Annotated in this window: 18 protein-coding genes; 8 read left to right on the top strand and 10 right to left on the bottom strand. The window is 51.9% G+C overall.

Features of this window, described 5'->3' with window-relative positions; genetic code table 11:
• Positions 1–112: 112 nt before the first annotated feature.
• Positions 113–622 carry a hypothetical protein gene (locus tag IEY34_RS16725; protein ID WP_189013168.1) on the top strand — a complete coding sequence of 170 codons (510 nt, stop codon included), beginning with the start codon at positions 113–115 and terminating at the stop codon, positions 620–622.
• Between the two features lie 75 nt (positions 623–697).
• Here the strand turns inward: IEY34_RS16725 and IEY34_RS16720 are convergent, their stop codons facing one another.
• Positions 698–1,510, bottom strand: a complete 813-nt coding sequence (locus IEY34_RS16720; RefSeq protein ID WP_189013166.1) for a YybI family spore inner coat protein — start codon at positions 1,508–1,510, stop codon at positions 698–700.
• Positions 1,511–1,643: 133 nt separating this feature from the next.
• Between IEY34_RS16720 and IEY34_RS16715 the strand changes: the two genes are divergently transcribed.
• The gene (locus IEY34_RS16715; RefSeq protein WP_189013164.1) at positions 1,644–2,195 is read left to right on the top strand and encodes an NAD(P)H-dependent oxidoreductase; all 552 of its coding nucleotides are present in this window, start codon (positions 1,644–1,646) and stop codon (positions 2,193–2,195) included.
• Between the two features lie 59 nt (positions 2,196–2,254).
• Here IEY34_RS16715 and IEY34_RS16710 read toward each other — a convergent pair whose 3' ends face one another.
• Complete coding sequence (locus IEY34_RS16710; RefSeq protein ID WP_189013162.1) at positions 2,255–3,697, bottom strand: amidase family protein; 1,443 nt, start codon at positions 3,695–3,697, stop codon at positions 2,255–2,257.
• A gap of 114 nt (positions 3,698–3,811) precedes the next feature.
• On the opposite strand from IEY34_RS16710, the gene IEY34_RS16705 reads away from it, so the two are divergent.
• From IEY34_RS16705 to IEY34_RS16685, 5 genes are all read left to right on the top strand, one after another.
• Positions 3,812–4,738: a helix-turn-helix transcriptional regulator gene (locus tag IEY34_RS16705; RefSeq protein WP_229757690.1), complete on the top strand. Its 927-nt coding sequence runs from the start codon at positions 3,812–3,814 to the stop codon at positions 4,736–4,738.
• 95 nt (positions 4,739–4,833) lie between these two features.
• The gene (locus IEY34_RS16700) at positions 4,834–5,334 is read left to right on the top strand and encodes a DinB family protein (RefSeq protein WP_189013158.1); all 501 of its coding nucleotides are present in this window, start codon (positions 4,834–4,836) and stop codon (positions 5,332–5,334) included.
• A 170-nt stretch (positions 5,335–5,504) separates the two neighbouring features.
• Positions 5,505–6,347: an SDR family oxidoreductase gene (locus IEY34_RS16695; protein ID WP_189013156.1), complete on the top strand. Its 843-nt coding sequence runs from the start codon at positions 5,505–5,507 to the stop codon at positions 6,345–6,347.
• A gap of 62 nt (positions 6,348–6,409) precedes the next feature.
• Positions 6,410–7,231, top strand: coding sequence for an SDR family oxidoreductase (locus tag IEY34_RS16690; protein WP_189013154.1), 822 nt, complete (start codon positions 6,410–6,412; stop codon positions 7,229–7,231).
• A 251-nt stretch (positions 7,232–7,482) separates the two neighbouring features.
• Positions 7,483–8,541, top strand: a complete 1,059-nt coding sequence (locus tag IEY34_RS16685) for an ATP-binding protein (protein ID WP_189013296.1) — start codon at positions 7,483–7,485, stop codon at positions 8,539–8,541.
• A gap of 30 nt (positions 8,542–8,571) precedes the next feature.
• Here IEY34_RS16685 and aroA read toward each other — a convergent pair whose 3' ends face one another.
• On the bottom strand, positions 8,572–9,933 hold the full coding sequence (gene aroA / locus IEY34_RS16680; protein ID WP_189013152.1) for a 3-phosphoshikimate 1-carboxyvinyltransferase: 1,362 nt from the start codon (positions 9,931–9,933) through the stop codon (positions 8,572–8,574).
• Between the two features lie 111 nt (positions 9,934–10,044).
• Here aroA and IEY34_RS16675 point away from each other — a divergent pair, with 111 nt between their 5' ends.
• Complete coding sequence (locus tag IEY34_RS16675) at positions 10,045–10,944, top strand: LysR family transcriptional regulator (RefSeq protein WP_189013150.1); 900 nt, start codon at positions 10,045–10,047, stop codon at positions 10,942–10,944.
• Here IEY34_RS16675 and IEY34_RS16670 read toward each other — a convergent pair.
• From IEY34_RS16670 to IEY34_RS16640, 7 genes are all read right to left on the bottom strand, one after another.
• Positions 10,941–11,528: a TVP38/TMEM64 family protein gene (locus IEY34_RS16670; RefSeq protein ID WP_189013149.1), complete on the bottom strand. Its 588-nt coding sequence runs from the start codon at positions 11,526–11,528 to the stop codon at positions 10,941–10,943. The two genes, IEY34_RS16675 and IEY34_RS16670, sit on opposite strands and share 4 nt — an antisense overlap.
• A gap of 316 nt (positions 11,529–11,844) precedes the next feature.
• Entirely contained in the window at positions 11,845–13,581 is a 1,737-nt protein-coding gene (locus IEY34_RS16665; protein WP_373291264.1) for a glycerol-3-phosphate dehydrogenase/oxidase, read from the bottom strand.
• A 133-nt stretch (positions 13,582–13,714) separates the two neighbouring features.
• Positions 13,715–15,223 (bottom strand): glycerol kinase GlpK, encoded by a 1,509-nt coding sequence (glpK, locus tag IEY34_RS16660; protein WP_229757688.1) that lies wholly within the window; start codon positions 15,221–15,223, stop codon positions 13,715–13,717.
• Between the two features lie 18 nt (positions 15,224–15,241).
• Positions 15,242–15,805 (bottom strand): glycerol-3-phosphate responsive antiterminator, encoded by a 564-nt coding sequence (locus tag IEY34_RS16655; RefSeq protein WP_189013148.1) that lies wholly within the window; start codon positions 15,803–15,805, stop codon positions 15,242–15,244.
• A 159-nt stretch (positions 15,806–15,964) separates the two neighbouring features.
• Complete coding sequence (locus IEY34_RS16650) at positions 15,965–17,941, bottom strand: GTP-binding protein (protein WP_229757687.1); 1,977 nt, start codon at positions 17,939–17,941, stop codon at positions 15,965–15,967.
• Positions 17,942–18,362: 421 nt separating this feature from the next.
• Positions 18,363–18,929, bottom strand: coding sequence for a TetR/AcrR family transcriptional regulator (locus IEY34_RS16645; RefSeq protein WP_189013147.1), 567 nt, complete (start codon positions 18,927–18,929; stop codon positions 18,363–18,365).
• 15 nt (positions 18,930–18,944) lie between these two features.
• Positions 18,945–19,676 carry an MBL fold metallo-hydrolase gene (locus IEY34_RS16640; RefSeq protein ID WP_189013146.1) on the bottom strand — a complete coding sequence of 244 codons (732 nt, stop codon included), beginning with the start codon at positions 19,674–19,676 and terminating at the stop codon, positions 18,945–18,947.
• Positions 19,677–19,717: the final 41 nt, after the last annotated feature.

The raw sequence follows: 19,717 nt of genomic DNA, 5'->3' as shown, positions 1-19,717 counted from the left end.
AGAAGTGGGGTTGGAGGTTTATTTACAATATTTGACGAGCTATGTTAGTATGATATATATTACAAAATCATTTGATAGACATAGGAGAGTAGACAGATGAAGACGGACCTATGTGGACAAGGTCAATTACAAAGAAGGTGAAGAAAATACCACCTCTGCCAAATACACGGTAACCGTTAATACGGTCAAACCTATTTCTACTACTGAAATTGAGGCTCTCGGCTACCGCAAACCAGAAGCTAATGCCTTAATCGAATATAAGTTAATCGATATTTCCTTGAAAGTAGACAATGCCACCTTCAAAAAGGGCAGCAAAACGGACGCCTATTACTCTGATCAGTATTTGTCTCTGTACACACCGAACCTCTGGGGAAGTAAAACCTCGGATGGAAATCATATTATTGGCGGGAATGCAAGCGGATTTGAAGGGTCTCTGGACAAAAAGATTCATGATGCGCTGCCCGATTTCCCGAAAGTAAAAGAAGGCGAATCCAAATCCTATTCCGCTTCCGGGAAAATCATTTTGCCCGTGATTAAAGGACAAGAGAACTATCTTATTTTTAAAAGAAGTGACAGCACGCTTGAGTACGAAGATCTCTATATTTATTTCAAACTGCAATAATCCTATCCTCTTGTAAAAAGCTAAAAGAGGCTGACTCAAAAGGTTCAAACCTAGAGAGCAGCCTCTTTTGGTCAATTAACGAGGGCTGTTGGGCAAATTTTTGACAACGGCTGATTTCATCAGTACCCATTTGCCTTTTTTCCATTTCCATATGGAAGTGGCGTATCCAATCGTATCCGCATTGGCGATGCCAGTAATACGCTGAATGCCCATCAATTCGCAGATGCCGTCATTGTCCTTATCAATCGGTTTCAGGGCTCCGTAACCGTCCACATTTACGATGAGCGGCTTGACCACTTTCCCGTCTTTGTAGACGCCGAACTTCTCGTAATCGTCCTTGCGATCGCTGAGATCAATGAGGAACGATTTGCCGGTTTCTTCGATCTTCAGCTTCACCTTATAGTTGTTTTTGAAGGTGGATGTGACGCGAAGCGGCTCAGGCAGTGGAATGGCGGTAGGAACATCATTCTTCAAAGAATAGATGTAGTAGTAGGAAAGTCCGCCACTCCCCCCCGTTTCCGCAGCGACATAGATTTGCGGCAGCTTGTCCCCGATGAAATCGCAGAACGCCATATACGGATTGTAACCGCCTTCGAGCGGGATAATGACCTGCTGCTGCGCTTGTCCCGATACAGCGATGTACAATTTATCAAAGTATGGGCTGCTGGTATCCGCCTTCGAACCGAATAGAGAGACGATGTCCGGTTTCCCGTCACCTGTCACATCAATCTCTCTCGTCTGAATCAGCTGCCCCTGCTGCGCAGGTGCAGCAGGAGGCGGGAGTTCTTCGGCAGCTGCGAATCCCCCACCCCAGAGGAGGAGGCTGCTGATGAGCAAACTGACCGCTGTTTTATGCACGGTAACGGGTGTAAACTTTCTAAATTTCATTCTAGACTCCCCTTCGCAATTGAATTCAGCTTATTATTTCAAAAGTTACCAAATCGTATGCTTACTGGGCGCGTTGACTTTTGATAAATATAGCTATAGGATTTTGTAGATCACTATAGGGGAGAGATTAACTATGAAAACTTTGGTTATTGTAACACATCCTAACTTATCCGCCTCGCGTGTAAACCGCCGTCTAGCGGAAGAAATGGAAAAGCAAGCACATGTAACCGTTCACCGCCTATATGACGTTTATTCCGATGAGCAAATCGATGTTGCAGCCGAGCAGAAGCTCTTGGAAGCCCATGATCGCATCATTCTGCAATTCCCTTTTTATTGGTATAGTTCGCCCCCTTTGCTCAAAAAATGGCTGGATGCCGTCCTCACTTATGGCTGGGCTTACGGCAGCGAAGGAGACAAGCTCCATGGCAAAGATTTGCTTATCGCCATCTCCACCGGCGGTCCAGAGAAAGCCTACGCGCCAGGAGGCTACAATCATTACACTTTGCCTGAGCTGCTGCGCCCTTTTCAAGCTACGAGCAACCTCATCGGCACGCATTACTTGACACCGTACTCGGTCAACGGGGTACACCAAGTCACCGATGAACAATTGGACTTATCGGCCAAAGCATATGTGACTAACGCGCTGGACCCAGAGAATTCACCTCATTTTAAAGCCGGGCATTAATACGAAGAAGAGGCTGCCCACAAGGTTCTCAACCTTGTGGGCAGCCTCTTCTCGCGCACCTACAACACTGGAGCCTTCCGATAGTGAGTTGCCTGCTCGAAAGCGTAAGCCAACTTAATCAGCGTCGGCTCGCTATAAGCCCCAGCAGCGAACATGACGCCCATCGGACCTGCTTCTGTAAAGCCAGCCGGGACGATCAAGAGCGGATAGCCCGCTCTCGCCGCGATGTCCTCTCCTTCATCCCCCGGAAAGAACAGAGCATCGAGTCGATGCTCGGACAGTACATGATCAATACCCTGCGCTCGGGTGAGATTCTGATACTTGCGCAAGCTCTCGTGATAGCTTTCTTCCGTCAGCGTACCGCTCGTCTCTTCCGACCAGATCAAAGTATCCTGCCCGTAGACCAAGGCTTTATCAGCATGCTGATCATTGTAAGCAATAACTTCTTCCAAAGAATGAACAGATAGAGAGGCATCTAACCGAGCCAGGTAATCGTTCAGATCTTTTTTGAACTCATGGCGCAGGACATCGAAATTCCATTTCTCTCGCTCACAAGGGATGGATACGGGATCAACGATGACCGCCCCCTGCCCCCGCAGGACGTCGATAGCTCTCTCCGCCACGATGCGTTCATCCTCTTTCAAATTCTGATAGAACCACCGGGGAATACCGATTCTGGCGCCTTCAAGCCCCTTTTTATCCAAAAAGGACGTATAATCTCTAAGACTCTTCCCTTCGCTCGCCAAACTCAGAGGATCTCGTTCGTCGACACCAGTTAGAGCACCCAATACGATAGCCGCATCTGCCACTGTCCGCGTCATCGGTCCCGGTGTATCCTGCGTATGTGAAATCGGAATGATACCTGCTCGGCTAATTAAGCCTACGGTTGGCTTTAAGCCAACTATGCTGTTGCGATGCGCAGGATTCACAATTGAACCCGATGTTTCTGTCCCAATTGAAGCAGCAGCAAAACAAGCTGCAACCGCAGCGCCTGAACCTGCACTGGAGCCACCCACATCGAATTGGCCCGGGCCATACGGGTTTAGCACCTGACCGCCTCTGGAGCTATAACCCGAGGGCATCGCTACGGCCATGAAATTGGCCCATTCCGTCATGTTCACTTTCCCTAGCAACACAGCCCCTGCCTCCCGCAGCTTGGCCGCTACGAAGGAATCCGCTGAGGCTTTCGAGTCTGCTAGTGCCAAAGAACCCCCACTAGTATGCATACGGTCCCCTGTGTCGATGTTATCTTTGAGCAGGATAGGAATGCCATGCAAGGGGCCGCGAGGGCCTCTTTCCTGACGTTCAAGATCCAACTGCCTGGCTATCTCCAGAGCGTCTGGATTCAGTTCCAATACAGCATGAATCTTGCTATCGTAGACTTCTATTCGTTTTAAATACAAATGAACTAACTCCACGGCATCGCTTTCGCCCCGTTCCATCGCCTGCTGCAGGATACTGATGTCTGCTTCCACGATCCAATCAACCGATTTGCCTGTCATCGCTAAATCCCTCCATTTCCCATTTGTAAACAATTCCCTGTTCCCCTCGTTTTTCCTTTCCGATTTGGGTTATTATGATAGATAGGATTGAAAATAATGATGAGGTGTCTGTCTTTGAAAATAGATCGTCTGCTTGCCATCACGATGCTGCTTTTGAATCGAAGAAGAATTAGCGCATTGGAACTATCTGAACGCTTTGAAGTCTCCTTACGCACCGTCTATCGCGACGTTGAGGCCATTAACCAAGCGGGAATTCCCATCGCTTCTTATGCGGGTTTAAATGGCGGCTATGAAATCATGGATCAATATCGACTGGAACGCCAGTTTCTCTCCCTCGAAGAGCTCCAATCCATCATTGTCGGCCTCAAAGGAATTCGTTCCACCGTAGGCGATCAGGAAGTCAGCTCCTTGCTCGATAAAGTTGGCGCGCTTGTTGCCAAATCGGAGCATCACTCCTTGCATGATCAATTGGTCATCGATATGAACCCTTGGCGGGGTGGCGATCATGAGAAAGTGAAATTAAATACACTTCGTACCGCTATCAAAGAATCCAGACAAATCAGCTTTCAATATATTTCTTCGCAAAGCGAGCAGTCCGTGCGAACAGCGGAACCCCTGAGCATCGTGGCCAAAGGATTCGGCTGGTATTTATATGGATACTGCTTGCTGCGGGAGGATTTTCGCATTTTCCGCTTATCCCGGATGAAGGAACTTAACGTGCTCTCCCAGACGTTTGAGCGGAAAACAGAGACGATTGAATCGCTTCATCACGGCATGGGCAACCGAGACCCGGAATCCCTCATTACACTCGTGCTTCATGCTCAGCCTAACATCCAAGCGCAAATTGAAGACTACTTCCAATCGCAACAGATTGATTATCAGTCTGACGGTTCGATGATCGTTACCGCTAGACAACCTGATGATCCTTGGCTTCATGGCTTGCTGCTTGGATATGGTCCAAGCGTGCTCATCCTGGAACCGCTCCACCTTGCTGCTGCCATCAAAGAGAAGGCCGAAAAAATTGTTCAACTCTATTCATGACCACTGACACTATGTTGTCAGTAGAGTTTGTCTATACTGAATCTATGGCTTACGATGCCAGTTAACCTGTCGAAAAACCTTAAGGAGGCCCACACATGTTCACAACAATTCAAGATTTCGTCAACGAATGGACCCGAGAAAATCAATCGACCCAACGCGTGTTGGACACCCTGACAGATGCTTCACATAGCCAAAAAATCGCCCCTGATTTCCGCTCGCTAGGACAGTTAGGTTGGCACATCGCGACTACAATTCATGAAATGCTTTCACGCACGGGGTTAACGTTTGACCCTCCGGGAGGTGAACATCACGCTCCTGCTTCAGCCAAAACTATCGCTGACACTTACCGTGCTGCTGCTGCCGGGTTAACGAGTGCCATCCATTCCCAGTGGACAGATGAATCCTTGGCTGAATCCGCCGATATGTATGGTGAACAGTGGAAGAACGCAACGACACTGCGGATTCTGATCTCCCATGAGATTCATCACCGTGGTGAAATGATCGTTCTTATGCGTCAAGCCGGTCTTCGTGTACCGGACATCTATGGTCCGACTCGCGAGGATTGGATCGCACAAGGCATGGAGCCTTTGGTTTAACAACTGGATAACCGCCTCGGGGCTAACCCTTGGCGGTTTTTTTGTTGCCTTGCTTTTCCGTACATCAAACCTAAACTTCGTCACGCCAACAGACAATGCAGACAATGCAGACAATACAGATACGGTATCCATCAGCTATAATGGAATAAAAATACAAAGGAGGCGTCCGCATGCACAATCAAACTGTATTGATCACTGGAGCCAACTCCGGAATGGGGCTGGCAACCACCGTCGCCCTTGCACAACAAGGCGCTCATGTCATTATGCTGTGCCGCAGCAAGCACAGGGGAGAACTGGCGCTAGCCGAAGCGAAGAAGCAAAGCGGTTCCGAACGCATGGAGCTCATGCTATGCGACCTGGGCTCACTCGCAAGCATTCGCGCGTTCGCCGAGGCGTTCCTCGCCAAGCATCCGGTGCTCGATGTTCTGATCAACAACGCCGGTGTCGTCACCGTGAAGCGGCAAACCACGTCTGACGGCTTCGAAGCCATGACGGGCGTCAATCATTTGGGTCACTTCCTGCTGACCAACCTGCTGCTTGAAGCCATCGTCCGCGCTCCGCAGGGGCGGATCGTGAATGTCTCCTCCGGCGCCCATAAGATCGGGCGCTTCGACTTCGACAACCCGTACCTGATGCGCGGGTTCACGGTGTGGAGAGGCTATGCGCAATCCAAAATTGCGAATATCTGGTTTACCCGTGAGCTGGCCCAGCGACTAGCGGACACGACAGCCACGGTCAACGCGCTGCATCCAGGCGCGGTCGGCACGAACCTCGGTGTCAATCGCGACACCGGATTCGGGAAGGCCGTGTATCGGTTGCTGCGGCCTTTTTTCCTGACGCCGGCGCAAGGCGCGGAGACGGCGGTTTATTTGGCAACCAGCCCGGATGTGCGGACGGTCAGCGGCGAATACTTCTACAGGAGCAAGACAGCTCCTGTTTCAGCTCGCGCCCAAGACGGCGAGATGGCGCGTCGCTTCTGGGCTTGGAGTGAAGGCGAAGTCGGCATGAAGTGAGCGAAGAGTAAACAATCAATCCCCCATGCTATAATGGAATTAATATCTAAGGAGGCGTCCGTATGCATCACCCAACCGTTATTGTTACCGGAGCCAACTCTGGGATAGGACTGGCAACCACCGTCGCCCTAGCCCGCAAAGGTTCACATGTTATTATGCTCTGCCGCAGCAAGCAAAGGGGTGAGCTTGCGCTGGCCGAGGCGCGACAGCAAAGCGGATCCGATCGCATAGAGCTGATGCTTTGCGATTTAGGGTCGCTAGCGAATATCCGCGCCTTCGCCGAGGATTTCCTTGCCAAGCACCAAGTGCTCGATGTGCTCATCAACAACGCCGGGGTAATCACCAAGAAGCGGCAAACAACATCCGATGGCTTCGAGGCCATGACAGGCATCAATCATCTTGGTCACTTCCTCCTGACCAACCTGCTCTTAGAGGCCATTATCCGTGCGCCGCATGGTCGGATCGTGAACGTCTCCTCCAGCTCCCATAAGAACGGGCGCTTCGATTTCGATAACCCTTACCTGACACAAGGATTCAGTGTGTGGAAAGCGTATGCGCAATCCAAAATTGCGAATATTTGGTTCACGCGTGAGTTGGCCAAGCGACTAACGGGCACCACAACCACGGTCAACGCCCTGCATCCAGGAGCCGTCGGAACGACCATCACCGATGACATGTTCATGCTCCGGCTGCTTAAACCATTTTTCCTGACGCCGGCGCAAGGCGCAGAAACAGCGATTTATTTGTCCACCAGTCAGGACGTACAAACGATTAGCGGCGAATATTGGTATAAGAAAAAAATAGCGCCCATCTCGAAGAGGGCGCAAGATGCAGATATGGCACATCGCTTCTGGACGTGGAGTGAACAGGAAGTTGGCTTATAGGCAGCCAATTGCGAAACAAAAAGACGGACAAACGCTATTCGTAGCATTTGTTCGTCTTTTTGTTATCGATAGATTTGCCGAATAACGCTGGGTCCCTGGACATCGGGAGCATTTATTCCGTTGTATACATTTTCTAATCGCTATGTTATTATTTAATTACGTAATTACGTATTTAAATAATAACTCATGAGGTGATCCAATTGACAGTACCACGGGATTATGGAGCCGAACTAGATGCCTTGCAAACACAAATGAATATGCTCCAACAGAGCATCGGAGAATTCATGCAAAGGCAGGAAGAGACGAGTAAATTTACGGCCCAACAACAGCTGCCGGACGCGGAACAAGGCAGAGTCTTTTACTCGGGACAATTCCAGAGCGGGCCTACTCATTATCGCTGGGAGCCGCAAGAGAGAGGCGTTAGTCAGCTTCTGCACTTGGATAGTGATAAAGCAGCCAAAATCCTCGGCGCTCTGGGCCATAAGCAGCGTCTAGATATTTTGCGGACCGTTCTTCAAGAGCCGCTTACCGGTCCAGAGCTCGTCGAGCGTCTGAATATGGGAACAACGGGACAACTTTATCATCATATGAAAGCATTAGCAGGTGCCGATCTGCTTGTACAGGAAGAACGCGGCGGTAAATACGTAGTTCCCGGCCATCGCGCACTTCCGCTCCTTCTCCTGCTTGCCGCGACAGCTGATTTATTCGATACCAGTGATTTCCTTGATATGTCGGAGGTCAGAAATAATGCACGTCCCTACTTGGGTGCAGCCGATGATGGTTATGATCCCCATCTCCTCTTGTGGGCTGTGGTCGAGAACAGCATTCTGGAGCATTTGCACGGGACCAGTACCGAGGTCCAGCTTTTCCTGCACCGTGACGGCAGCGTAACCGTTGCAGATAACGGTCGAGGCATCCCTGTTCAGGCGCTTCCTGGCGTAGACCATCCCCGGGTTCAAACCGTTCTCACGGACATGAATCGACTTAGCGCCAGTGCCTCATTCTTTGCACCCGGCAGCGAAAAAGGCATCAGTATGCCCATCGTCAACGCGCTGTCTCTCAAGCTTTCGGTTGAAATTCGCCGTGACGGACGTGTGTTTCAACAATCCTATAAGCACGGCATCCCCCAAAGCGAGCTGCAAACGGTCGGTTTCACCAATGAGACCGGAACGCGTGTGACTTTTTTGCCGGATTTGGACATTTTCCCTAAACCATTTGATCGCAAGGAATTGGAGAAACAGGCTGCAGAAATGTCCGTTCTGTATCCGAAACTACGCCTTCAGGTGCTGCTGGATGAACCAACAGCTTAAACCAAACAGGCCAATCAACAACTTGCTTCGTTAGGCATAATCAAAATCGACTCCAACGCCGAGATCACGCCAGCGCTCATAAAAGTCCGGACACGTTTTGGAGACGCAGCCCGGGTCCATCATCTGCACGCCGTCAACCCGCGCACCGATTAGCGATAGCGCCATCGCCATCCGATGGTCGTCATGAGGATCAAGCAGCGCTGGTTGCGGCTGGCCGGGATGCACCGTCAAGCCGTCTGCGTGCTCCTCCACTTCAATGCCCAGCTTGCGAAGCTCCTGACAAATTGCCGCAATCCGATCACATTCATGGTGCCGAATATGGGCAGCGTCTATCAGCGTAATCGGCCCATCCGCGAACGGGGCTAACGCAGCAAGCGTGAGCGTTTGGTCGGACCATCGCTGCATGCTGACCGTGAATCCTCCCTTGAGATTGTCTGTGCCTTGCACTTCCACAAAGTCAGCGCCGCTTGTAATGGTGCAACCCATTTGCTCCAATACCTGCAATAGTGCAATATCTGGTTGGCGCGTCTGCGCCGAAATCCCCTCAATCCGGATCCGGCCATTCGTAAGTGCCGCGAGAGCCCAAAAATAACCACATGTCGATACATCAGGTTCCAAGCACAGTGAACGCGCCTCATAGACCCCTGGTCGAACCGTTATCACTTGTCCATCTTCCTGAACCTCCATTTTTGCACCAAATGCCCGCATCATATCCAGAGTCATTTCGACATAATCACGCTGCACCACTTCACCGTCGATTCGAATGCTCAAAGCTTCTTTGGCATAAGGAGCTGCCAGCAATAAACCGCTAATAAACTGACTCGAAACCGCACCAGATATTGCAACTTCTCCGCCATTCAAACCGTCCGCCAATAAAGTGAAAGGGACGCTGCCAGGGTTTGCGCCATATTGAATAACCGCCCCCAAACCGGTTAACGCATCTAACAGAGCTGTCAGCGGCCGCTCGCCCATGCGTCGGCTTCCCTCTATCAGCCACTCCCCTTTGCCAACCGCAAGTACGGCCGGCAAAAAGCGGGCAACCGTTCCAGCAGCGCCTACATAAAGCGAAGCATCAGCAACCGCCCACTTTCCCGCATTGCCGTGAATCGTCACATGCTCACCTTCATCTTCAATAACAACCCCCAATGCCCTCAGCGCCTTCATGCACCAATAGGAATCATCACTTTGCAAGACACCCCGCAGCACAGTCGTTCCTCTCCCAAGTGCGGCAATCAGAAGTGCGCGATTCGTGAAGCTTTTACTGCCAGGTATCGATATCGTTCGATCCAAACGACCTTGCATTCGCGATAGCCTTACCTTCTGCTCTACGTGATGCTGCGACCAGGGAGACCTTGCCTCTCTATCAGGTTCATGTGCACTCGTGATTACCATTTTGCCGACACCCTCTCCAATTGATCTTATCGAATAAGCTCATTATAATAAGAGGATTAGTCATAAATGAAATCGCCAAATAAGCACCTTCCCATAAAGGAGCTCTATATCATGATCCACTTAGAATGGTATCGTATTTTTCTACACGCGGCCAAAGCAGGCAATTTAACCAAAGCTGCACAAGAGCTGTTCATCACCCAGCCTTCTGTAAGCTATGCTATCAAGCAAATGGAGCAAGCTTTATCTCTGAAGCTTTTCCATCGTCAGTCCAAAGGCGTAGAGCTTACCGAAGAAGGGAAAGCCCTGCTGATTTATGTCGAACAATCCTTCGCCCTATTGGATGCAGGTGAGCGTAAAATGACCGCGCTCAAGCACCTCACAGGCGGCGAGCTGCGAGTTGCAGCCAACGACTCCTTGTTCAAACACTTCCTGTTTCCCTATTTGGATACGTATCATAAGCAATACCCGGACGTTCGAATCCGCCTTTCCCACGGTAAAACATCCGAGATCACCCAGCGGGTCAAAGAGGGCGCGATCGATTTCGGCCTTATCCATCTACCGACGGTCGAGGAGCCTCTTTTGAACGTTCAGACCATCATGACCCTGCAGGATTGTTTCGTTGGCGGCGAAGCCTATCGTCACCTCGCTGAACAGCCGCTTACAGCTCAGGAAATCAGCCAATTTCCGCTGCTGCTCTTATCTGCCGGAAGCAGCACGAGACGTTTTGCCGAGCATTGGTTCTCCCAGCAAGACGTCGATATCCAAGCAGATATTGAGTTAGGCAGCATCGATTTACTCATCGAATTTGCCAAGCTCGGACTGGGTGTCGCCTTCGTTTCCCGCTCCTATGTTACGCAGGAACTAGCGGATGGTCTCCTTCACGAGCTCAAGCCAACTGTCGCCATACCCACACGCTCTATCGGGATCGCAACCCGCCAAGATATCTCTCCATCTCTAGCCGCGGCCAAATTCCATGAGCTGCTAGCTGCTGGCGAACCCTTTTTCACTTAGGCAAAATGCCGCTCAATTCTTTTGCTAATGACCATTGAAACTCCCACGAAAGCAACCACATAAGCAATCTCGTAGGGATGCTCCAGAAACCGATTCAGATCATGGCCGATAAACGAAACCGACATCACCATAACCGCTTTGCCTGAGGCAACCGCAACCAGAAACGATCGAAATCTCATCCGTACGACAGCCGCAGCCATGTTAATGACCACAAAAGGGCCTACAGGAAACAGGCTCAGCAAAAAGACATAATTAAAAGCCTGTCTTCTCGCCCAAGATAGGCTCTTTTGCACTTTGGGCTTTTGTGCCCAGCGCACGAGGTAGGGATGTCCCGATACCTTTCTCACGATGAGAAAAGTCACCAAACAGCCGCACACAATGCCGATCCATGAGTATAAAAAACCAAGCCAGAGCCCATATACAGCCGCATTCACGCTAATAATGACAAGCGTAGGGAGCGGCGGAACGAATGATTTCATAAAAGGGAGAAGAAGACCGGGCAACGGACCCAAGGAGCGGTACTTGTCCAACCATAAGGACAAATTTTCTTCGGTGAAATAAGATAAAATCTCTGTGATTCCCATGTGTGTCACACCTACTCTGTTTAGCCAAATTAGCGACGGTGTGAGCCGTCGTCTATAGGCATGATAGCATATTTTATAGTGTAGGAGTACAACTCTTACACCTAGAAAAAGCCTCCAAAGCTACTTTATTGCTGCTTTGGAGGCTTAATTTTGTCTAATATGTGTGCAAATAATTCGGAACAAATATACATTCCCGAACGTCGTTCCCGCTAGGAAAACATTGTATCTTATTCCAAAATAAAACAAATAAAAATTAATATTTCTATATTTTGTGATTATATGCCATCCAATGAACAGCAAACTTTTCGCCAGAAGCCTAAGCCTCCAGCGGGTTCACCGCCTCATGCAGCAGCAGCTCCAACTCGGCTGCATAAGCCTTAGCCTGAGCTTCGTCCCAGCCGAAGCGCTCTGCCAGGTAGGCGCCCACCGGCGCCTTCCACTTCTTGGCCCACGCGATGTTGAAGAAGAGGGCGCCCGTCCGGCGGATGAAGAAATCCGCCGGCTTCACGACCATCTCGCGCTCCATCGCGTACACGAGCGCAGCGAGCACAGCGGCGGGCATGCCCCGCTGCGCCGCTTCAGCCTGGTGCTGCTCCAGCAGCTCGAATACGGCGTCCACGTTGGAGCCGTAGCGGTGCGCTAGCAGCGCAGCTTCGCTCTCGGTCAGCCCCAGCCGCTGGCCTTGGCTGATCTTGCCTTGCAAGAACGGCGCCAGCTTCGCGGAGCCGCCCACCTCGCCGCCGGAGATCGGCAGCGTTCGGGTGCGGCTCGCCGGCAGCGCCGCCGAGACCGTACCCTCCGTCAGCAGCATGGCGGCGATCTTGTCCACGACCGACTCCGCCATTTTGCGGTAGCCGGTCAACTTTCCTCCGGCCATAGAGATCAGGCCGGACGCAGACACGAAGATTTCATCGCGCCGCGAAATCTCGGAAGGGTCTTTGCCCTCTTGATGGATCAGCGGGCGCAGCCCGGTCCAGCTCGATTCGACGTCAGCCTCCGTCAACCCGAGGGACGGGAACATCTCGTTCGCGGCGCGCAGCACATAAGCGCGGTCCGCGAGCGTGATGCGGGGATTCGCGATATCCCCTTTGTAATTGGTATCGGTCGTCCCGATGTACGTTTTGCCGTCTCGCGGAATGGCAAACACCATCCGCCCGTCCGGCGTATCGAAATAAATCGCCTGCCGCAGCGGAAACTTGCTCTGATCGAACACCAGATGCACCCCCTTGGTCAGGTGCAGCGTCTTGCCTTGCTTGGATCTATCCATCTCGCGCAAGGTGTCCACCCACGGACCTGCGGCATTTACAATCTTGCTCGCGTACAGCGAGTAAGACCGCCCGCTCCCTGCTTCTGCACCCGCTCCACTGCCGCCCATCTGATCCACAACCCGCACGCCAATCAGCTTCCCGTTCTCAACCAGCAGCTCCTCCACCTTGGCATAGTTCACGGCCAAAGCGCCCAATTCGACGGCTTTTTTCATCACTTCAATGGTTAACCTCGCATCATCTGTCCGGTATTCCACATAATAACCGCCGCCTTTCAGATCCTTCTTCTTCAAAAGCGGCTCGTGGGAAAGCGTCTGCTCCGGACGAAACATCTTGCGGCGTTCAGACCTTTTGACACCTGCCAAGAAATCATACACACGCAGTCCAAGGGACGTAGACAACTTCCCGAATGTGCCCCCTTTGTAGAAGGGCAGCAGCATCCACTCCGGCGTCGTGACGTGAGGGCCATTTTCATAAACAATCGCTCGCTCCTTGCCGACTTCCGCCACAACCTTCACATCCAACTGCTTCAAGTAGCGCAGCCCGCCATGAACTAATTTGGTCGAACGGCTCGATGTCCCGGCAGCGAAGTCCTGCATCTCAATCAGTGCCGTGCGAAGCCCTCTACTTTGCGCATCCAAGGCAATTCCTGCGCCCGTGATACCGCCGCCAATAACGATTAAGTCCAAAGGCTGTTCCGACATAGCCTGCAGCATTTGAGTCCTATTTAACCCGCTGAATCCGTGTGTTTCCGTCGTTGTATGTGTATGGTTCTGTCCCATTGCCATCTCAATCTCTCCTCGCGTTTATCAAAATAAAAAAGCCACAACACACCTAACACGTTCACACGTGTAGGCCGCTATGGCTTCTCCTAGTCTCCAACCGAATATTAACTTGTTATAAGTATATCATTGCTATTGATTATTTGAAAGCCATTGCGGCATTTACTGCTTTTTTCCAGCCGCTGTACAACTTCACTTGCTGTTCCTTAGCCATCGATTGGTCGAAAGCCTGATCCACCTGCCACTGCGCGGCAATCTCCGCCTGATCCTGCCAAAAGCCGACCGCCAAACCGGCCAGGAAGGCCGCGCCAAGCGCCGTTGTCTCACTAATCACAGGACGCTCCACCGTAACACCCAGCATATCGCTTTGGAACTGCATGAGGAAGTCGTTCTTCACAGCACCACCATCGACACGCAGCTTGGTCAACTGAATACCGGAATCGTCCTCCATCGCCTGGAGCACATCCTTCGTTTGGTAAGCGAGGGATTCGAGCGTTGCGCGAATGAAATGTTCTTTGGAAGTGCCGCGCGTCAATCCGAAAATAGCTCCCCGAACATCGCTGTCCCAATAAGGAGTACCTAGCCCAACGAAAGCAGGCACGACGTACACACCGTCAGTCGAAGCCACCCGCTTCGCATAGTCTTCCGTATCCTTGGCCGATTTAATCATCCGCAGCCCGTCACGCAGCCACTGAATCGCCGATCCTGCCACGAAAATACTGCCTTCCAGCGCATACTCGACCTTGCCCCCGAGCCCCCAAGCAATCGTCGTCAAAAGCCCGCTGCGCGAAGGTATCGCGTGATTGCCCGTGTTCATCAGCATGAAGCAGCCTGTGCCATAGGTATTCTTGGCCATGCCTTTTTCGAAGCAGGCTTGCCCGAACAAAGCAGCCTGCTGATCTCCTGCCGCACCAGCAATCGGAATCGCTGATCCGAAGAAGAGGCTTTCCTGCGTATAGCCATATATCTCAGACGACGAACGAACTTCCGGGAGCATCCCAGCCGGAATGTCCAGATGAACGAGCAGCTCCTCATCCCATTTCAACTCATGAATATTGTAGATGAGCGTACGCGAAGCGTTTGAATAATCCGTCACGTGCGCCTTGCCGCCTGTCAATTTCCAAATCAGCCACGTATCCATCGTGCCAAAGAGTAGTTCTCCACGCGACGCCTTCTCTCGAGCACCCTCGACATGATCCAAAATCCATTTGATTTTGGTCGCTGAGAAGTAAGCGTCAATCAACAGTCCTGTGCGTTCCCGGAACAAGTCGCTCAGCCCCTGAGCCTTCAACGTTTCGCAAATATCAGCGGTTTGACGAGACTGCCAAACAATCGCATGATACACAGGCATGCCCGTGTGACGATCCCAGACAACCGCCGTTTCGCGCTGGTTCGTGATACCGATTCCTGCAATTGCCGCAGGCTGTACACCGGATTCGGATAAAACAGCTGCCATGACCCCCTGAATAGAAAGCCAGATTTCATTGGCATCATGCTCCACCCAGCCTGGCTTTGGAAAATGCTGCTTAAATTCCTGCTGCGCGGTATGCACAATATGCCCTTTTTGATCAAAAAGGATAGCTCTAGAGCTCGTAGTTCCCTGGTCGAGGGAAAGTATATAAGAGGGATTCATCCCTGTCGCTGTCATGGTCATGCCTCCAATTGTTCAAGATCGCTTGTGATAGTGCTCCCACAATTCCGTTTGTGACGTAGTCACCGCGGTCGCCCCGGCTCCTAGCGCTTGCTCCACATCCTCGACAGACCGAATGAGGCCTCCTGCAAAAATAGGAATCCCCGCTCGCTCCTTCACTTCCCGAATGATATGCGGAATCACACCGGGCAGCACCTCAATATAATCAGGCTGCGTTCTCTCGAGAAGGGTGTAGCTTTTGTCCAAAGCACTGCTGTCTAGTAGAAAGAGCCGCTGAATAGCAATCAGACCATTCTGTTTGGTCTTCGTGATCACATTCCCGCGCGTCGAGATAATGCCGGCAGGGCGAATGCTTTGACATAAAAATTCAGCAGCGTACTCGTCATTCTTGAGTCCTTCGATCAAGTCCGCATGCAGCAGCAGCTTCTTCCCGTTGGCACGGCCCAAATCGACAATATTCTTCAATTGCCCGATGTGGCTATCGAGCAGCACAATATAGGTAAAAGACGACTTGAGCAGCTTCTCCAAATCCTTCATTTTCTTAATCGCTGGTAAAATGCGCTGCGTTTCTAATGACATGGCCCTCGCCTCCTTCAAAACAATAAAAAACTCACCAAGAAGTGCCAATTATATGCAATTGGCGTTTCTTAGTGAGTCTCCCGATCTCCGTCACAGTGTATTAACTTACCCTCATTGTACTGAGGGGGGTGCCTGCTGTCAATGCACAAGATGACCCTTTTATGTCGACAGCGCTTTGCGTACTGCCAGAATATACTTGGACTGGTCGAGTGGATTCACGCCCCGCCTCCTGCGCTCGGCCTGTACATCGGGCGGACTCGGCTGATACCCTCCGAAGGATGACGTTATCACGCCTCGGCCGCCAGACATGGCGCTGAGCTTCACTGGATAGTCCAAAGATGTGGCCACAGGCAGCTTGCCTTCCACGACGAAACGGTCGCCGCTAATCTGCGGCGGATCGAAGATCGCGCGCATCTGCACCAGATCGCTGAGCACCTTGCCGCCGTAGACTTCGGGTACGGTAATGCGCACTTGCAGCATCGGCTCAAGCAGCTTTGTGCCTGTCTGGGCGAGGCCCTGCATTAGACCCATTGGCGTAGCGACAGCGAAGTCGAGCGGATGGGTGTGCCACACATGGTGCTCGCCATACGTGAGCGTGACTTTCAGGTCGGTCACTTCCCAACCGAGCAGACCTTGCTGGAGCGCCTCCGGCACGCGGCGCTCCACTTCATTCTGGTACTGCACGAGCAGCTGCTCGCCGCGTACCAGCGATTGATAGACGAGCCCGCTTCCCGGTTCACCGGGCTCGATGTGAAAGCGCAAGATCGCCCAACACGGCATGGGCATCGTATAGGCGATGAAGCCTTCGCCTGATTGCGAGGGGGTTTCTTTGTAAATCACGGAAGGCTGATCGAATCTAGCCTGGAGTCCGAATCTGGAAGCGAGCAGACTGGTCAGGATCTCCAGCTGAATTGCGCCCATCACCTTCACGTGGAGCTCCCGCTCCTCTTGGAGCCACTGCAAGTCAAGCAGCGGATCTTCATCCGTCAGCTCCTGCAGTGCAGCAACTAGCGCAGGATACTGCGCATTGTTCTCTGCATGCACCTGTACCGTCAACAGCGGAACTGCCAACTGGGGAGCAGGCGGAACAGCGTCCGGTTGGCCCAGAACGTCTCCGATTCGCACCTGCGTCAAACCGCAGACGGCGGCGATGTCGCCCGCCCCCACGAACCCAATATCCTCGGCGCGGCGGCCGTCGATTCGGCGGATCTGGGTCACCTTCTCCTCCACGCCTCGCGTGTTGTTGAAGACGGTGTCCCGGTTGCGGATCGCCCCCTCATAGAGGCGGACGTAAGCCATGCGCCCCATGGTCTTGTCCCGCTCGACCTTGAACACCACGGCCGAAAGCGGCTGCTCCGCGCTGCCGCTCGGCCCGGGCAAGTAATCGAGGATGGCTTCCAGCAGCTCCTCGATCCCGATCCCTTTGCTGGAGGCTCCCACCAGCAAAGGATAAGCCAGCCCCTGCCGCGCATAATGCTGCAGGGTTGATTTCACTTGGCGTGCCGGGATGGGCACGCCTTCGATATAGCTCGCCAGCAGCGGCTCGTCGAGCTCGGAGAGCTTTTCGACCGCAGCGGCGGGGTCGAGATCCAGCACGTTCACCGCACCGCGGAACGTGTCCTCTATACCGAGCGGCGCATGAATCGGCACCGCCATCGGTGTGAGCTGCTTGTGAATCTCCTCCAGTACGCGTGTCAGATCCGCGCCAACACGATCCATTTTATTCACATACAGCAAGGTTGGAATCTGCAGCGACTTGAGCGCATGCCAAATCATCTCCGTTTGCGACTGCACGCCCTCCACCGCTGACACGATCAGAATGGCTCCGTCCATCACCCGCAGCGCGCGCTCCACCTCCGACAGGAAATCCACATGCCCCGGCGTATCCACCAGATTAATCAACGTATCCTTCCACGAAAAAGCCGTCGTCGCGCTGCGCACCGAGATCCCCCGCTCCCGCTCCACGTCCATAGAATCCGTCTGCGCGGTCCCGCTATCTACACTACCCAAGGCCCGAATCCGCCCGCTATGATAAAGAAGATGCTCCGTTGTCGTTGTCTTTCCCGCGTCGACGTGAGCAAAAATCCCCACATTCCTTCGCAAAACCGATAATTGCTTACCCTTATCGTCCATCATTCCAATGCTCTGCTCCTTCTACCTCTCAGCCTTATCCTCCTATTATACTAAAAGCGTGTTCAAAACGATAAACCTGCTTTGCTCCAAAATGCGCAACCTACAGCTGCAGCTGTCGTATCTACTTTCATTTCCTTGCTAGTGAAAGCAGTACGCCCCATATAAGAGCCTTTGAAAGCTCCTATTCATGCAAATTCTCTATTTTCAGCCTATTTAGAAGCCTCCAGAGACTCCTATCCCTGGAAAGGGTGAATTTTGACAAGCCATTTCTGCAAATAAAGGCCCTTAGGGTCTTCTATTTGCCTTGAGCGGCTACTTTTCTAGGGAATAGAAGCTCTCAGAGACCCCTATTCTCTAATAAAAAAGACAGCCACAGATTGCTCCGCGCTGCCTATCCAACTCACTCATCTACTATTTCACCTGTTCAACTTGTAACCGACAATCCCCTCAAGTAAGTCGTCAAAAGCCTCCTCAAGCTCTCATTACGCTCCAACCCCATACGGAAGCCATTCTTCATCTCCAGGGATGAGAAGCCATGCACGATGCTGCGGAATCCGCGCACAACATGCAAAGCATCCTCCTCACTCAATGAATACGACGCCAGAAGTCGAAGAATAAACATCACCACTTGCGTGCTCGCTTCCTTGACTTGCGGATCTTCTAAATCAGGCAGCGCCGCCATAGCATCATATAAACCCGGTTGATTGCGGGCAAAATTCACGTAAGCGAAGCCAGCTGCCAACAGTGCCTCATCCCCCGATTTGCCGATCACAGCATCGACCATCGCCGCCTTGATATCTTGTAAACTCCGCTGCGACATCAATCTCCTGAGATCCGGCAGTCCTTTAATATGGTTGTAAAGTGAGGGTGTCTTCACATTCAATTTGGCGGCTAATGCAGCTAAAGTCACTTGCTCGATCCCCTGCACGTCAGCAATTTCAATTGCTGCTTGAAGCACGGTTTCCGTATCTAATCCTTGTCGAACGGCCATGCTGCTCCCCCATCTCTAAATGCTTGCGATTTCAATTTGAAAATTCTTCGACGCTTCATCCACAGCCTTATCCAACATCGCTTGCGGCTGCACGATCATCTGACCGTGACCGACGGCTATCAGACTTGGTTTCAAGGCCCGCAGTTTAACTGCGCTTGCCAGTGACACTTCTTTGCTCCAAGTTGCCATGGCCGGGAACGGAAACCAGAATTTCACCACACCGGATACAGCAAATCCGCCGCGCACTTGAAACGCGTCGCCCGCAATCAACGCACGGCTGCGTATATCCAAGAATGCCATCATTCCCGGTGTATGTCCAGGCGCCGCTACCGCTTGCAAAGAGCCAACCCTATCGCCATCTTCCAAATAAACATCCGGTTTCGTTTGGATCGCGCCAGGTTTAGGCACGGCCCCTTTGATCGGCTGGTTCGGCTCGCCAGCTTCCAGCTCTTGATTCCCAGCCAGCAGCTTTCCATCTCGGCGAGAGATATGCACGATGGCTTGCGGCAGCGCCTTTTTCAAACCATCTAGTGCGCCGATGTGATCCCCATGAGCGTGAGTGAGTACAATGCGGGTAATGGGTTTCCCTATCTTGGAAGCAGCTTCCAGGATGCCATTGACACTGAATGGCATCGCCGCATCAACCAAAGTTAGCTCTTGTTCTTCCTCGACCAAATAACAATTAACGGGGAATATGTTTGGCATAAAAGCAACTTGATAGACCTGACCGATTTGCGTGATTTTCATAATAACGCCTCCTGTTTACTATTTATATTAGTAATATAACT

Origin of the sequence: Paenibacillus marchantiophytorum (genome assembly GCF_014640555.1) — a bacterium.
GTDB classification, from domain to species: Bacteria; Bacillota; Bacilli; order Paenibacillales; family NBRC-103111; genus Paenibacillus_E; species Paenibacillus_E marchantiophytorum.
The sequence above is the reverse complement of the archived record's forward strand: the minus strand, read 5'-3'. Positions and strand labels throughout refer to the sequence as shown.

Coding starts and splice junctions, on each gene's coding strand:
- IEY34_RS16710 (WP_189013162.1), bottom strand. CDS start 3,697: ATGACAGGCAAATCGGTTGATTGGATCGTGGAAGCAGACATCAGTATC.
- IEY34_RS16675 (WP_189013150.1), top strand. CDS start 10,045: ATGATCCACTTAGAATGGTATCGTATTTTTCTACACGCGGCCAAAGCA.
- IEY34_RS16645 (WP_189013147.1), bottom strand. CDS start 18,929: ATGGCCGTTCGACAAGGATTAGATACGGAAACCGTGCTTCAAGCAGCA.
- IEY34_RS16720 (WP_189013166.1), bottom strand. CDS start 1,510: ATGAAATTTAGAAAGTTTACACCCGTTACCGTGCATAAAACAGCGGTC.
- IEY34_RS16665 (WP_373291264.1), bottom strand. CDS start 13,581: ATGGCAATGGGACAGAACCATACACATACAACGACGGAAACACACGGA.
- IEY34_RS16655 (WP_189013148.1), bottom strand. CDS start 15,805: ATGTCATTAGAAACGCAGCGCATTTTACCAGCGATTAAGAAAATGAAG.
- IEY34_RS16715 (WP_189013164.1), top strand. CDS start 1,644: ATGAAAACTTTGGTTATTGTAACACATCCTAACTTATCCGCCTCGCGT.
- IEY34_RS16650 (WP_229757687.1), bottom strand. CDS start 17,941: ATGATGGACGATAAGGGTAAGCAATTATCGGTTTTGCGAAGGAATGTG.
- IEY34_RS16690 (WP_189013154.1), top strand. CDS start 6,410: ATGCATCACCCAACCGTTATTGTTACCGGAGCCAACTCTGGGATAGGA.
- aroA (WP_189013152.1), bottom strand. CDS start 9,933: ATGGTAATCACGAGTGCACATGAACCTGATAGAGAGGCAAGGTCTCCC.
- IEY34_RS16700 (WP_189013158.1), top strand. CDS start 4,834: ATGTTCACAACAATTCAAGATTTCGTCAACGAATGGACCCGAGAAAAT.
- IEY34_RS16670 (WP_189013149.1), bottom strand. CDS start 11,528: ATGGGAATCACAGAGATTTTATCTTATTTCACCGAAGAAAATTTGTCC.
- IEY34_RS16640 (WP_189013146.1), bottom strand. CDS start 19,676: ATGAAAATCACGCAAATCGGTCAGGTCTATCAAGTTGCTTTTATGCCA.
- IEY34_RS16685 (WP_189013296.1), top strand. CDS start 7,483: ATGAATATGCTCCAACAGAGCATCGGAGAATTCATGCAAAGGCAGGAA.
- glpK (WP_229757688.1), bottom strand. CDS start 15,223: ATGACAGCGACAGGGATGAATCCCTCTTATATACTTTCCCTCGACCAG.
- IEY34_RS16695 (WP_189013156.1), top strand. CDS start 5,505: ATGCACAATCAAACTGTATTGATCACTGGAGCCAACTCCGGAATGGGG.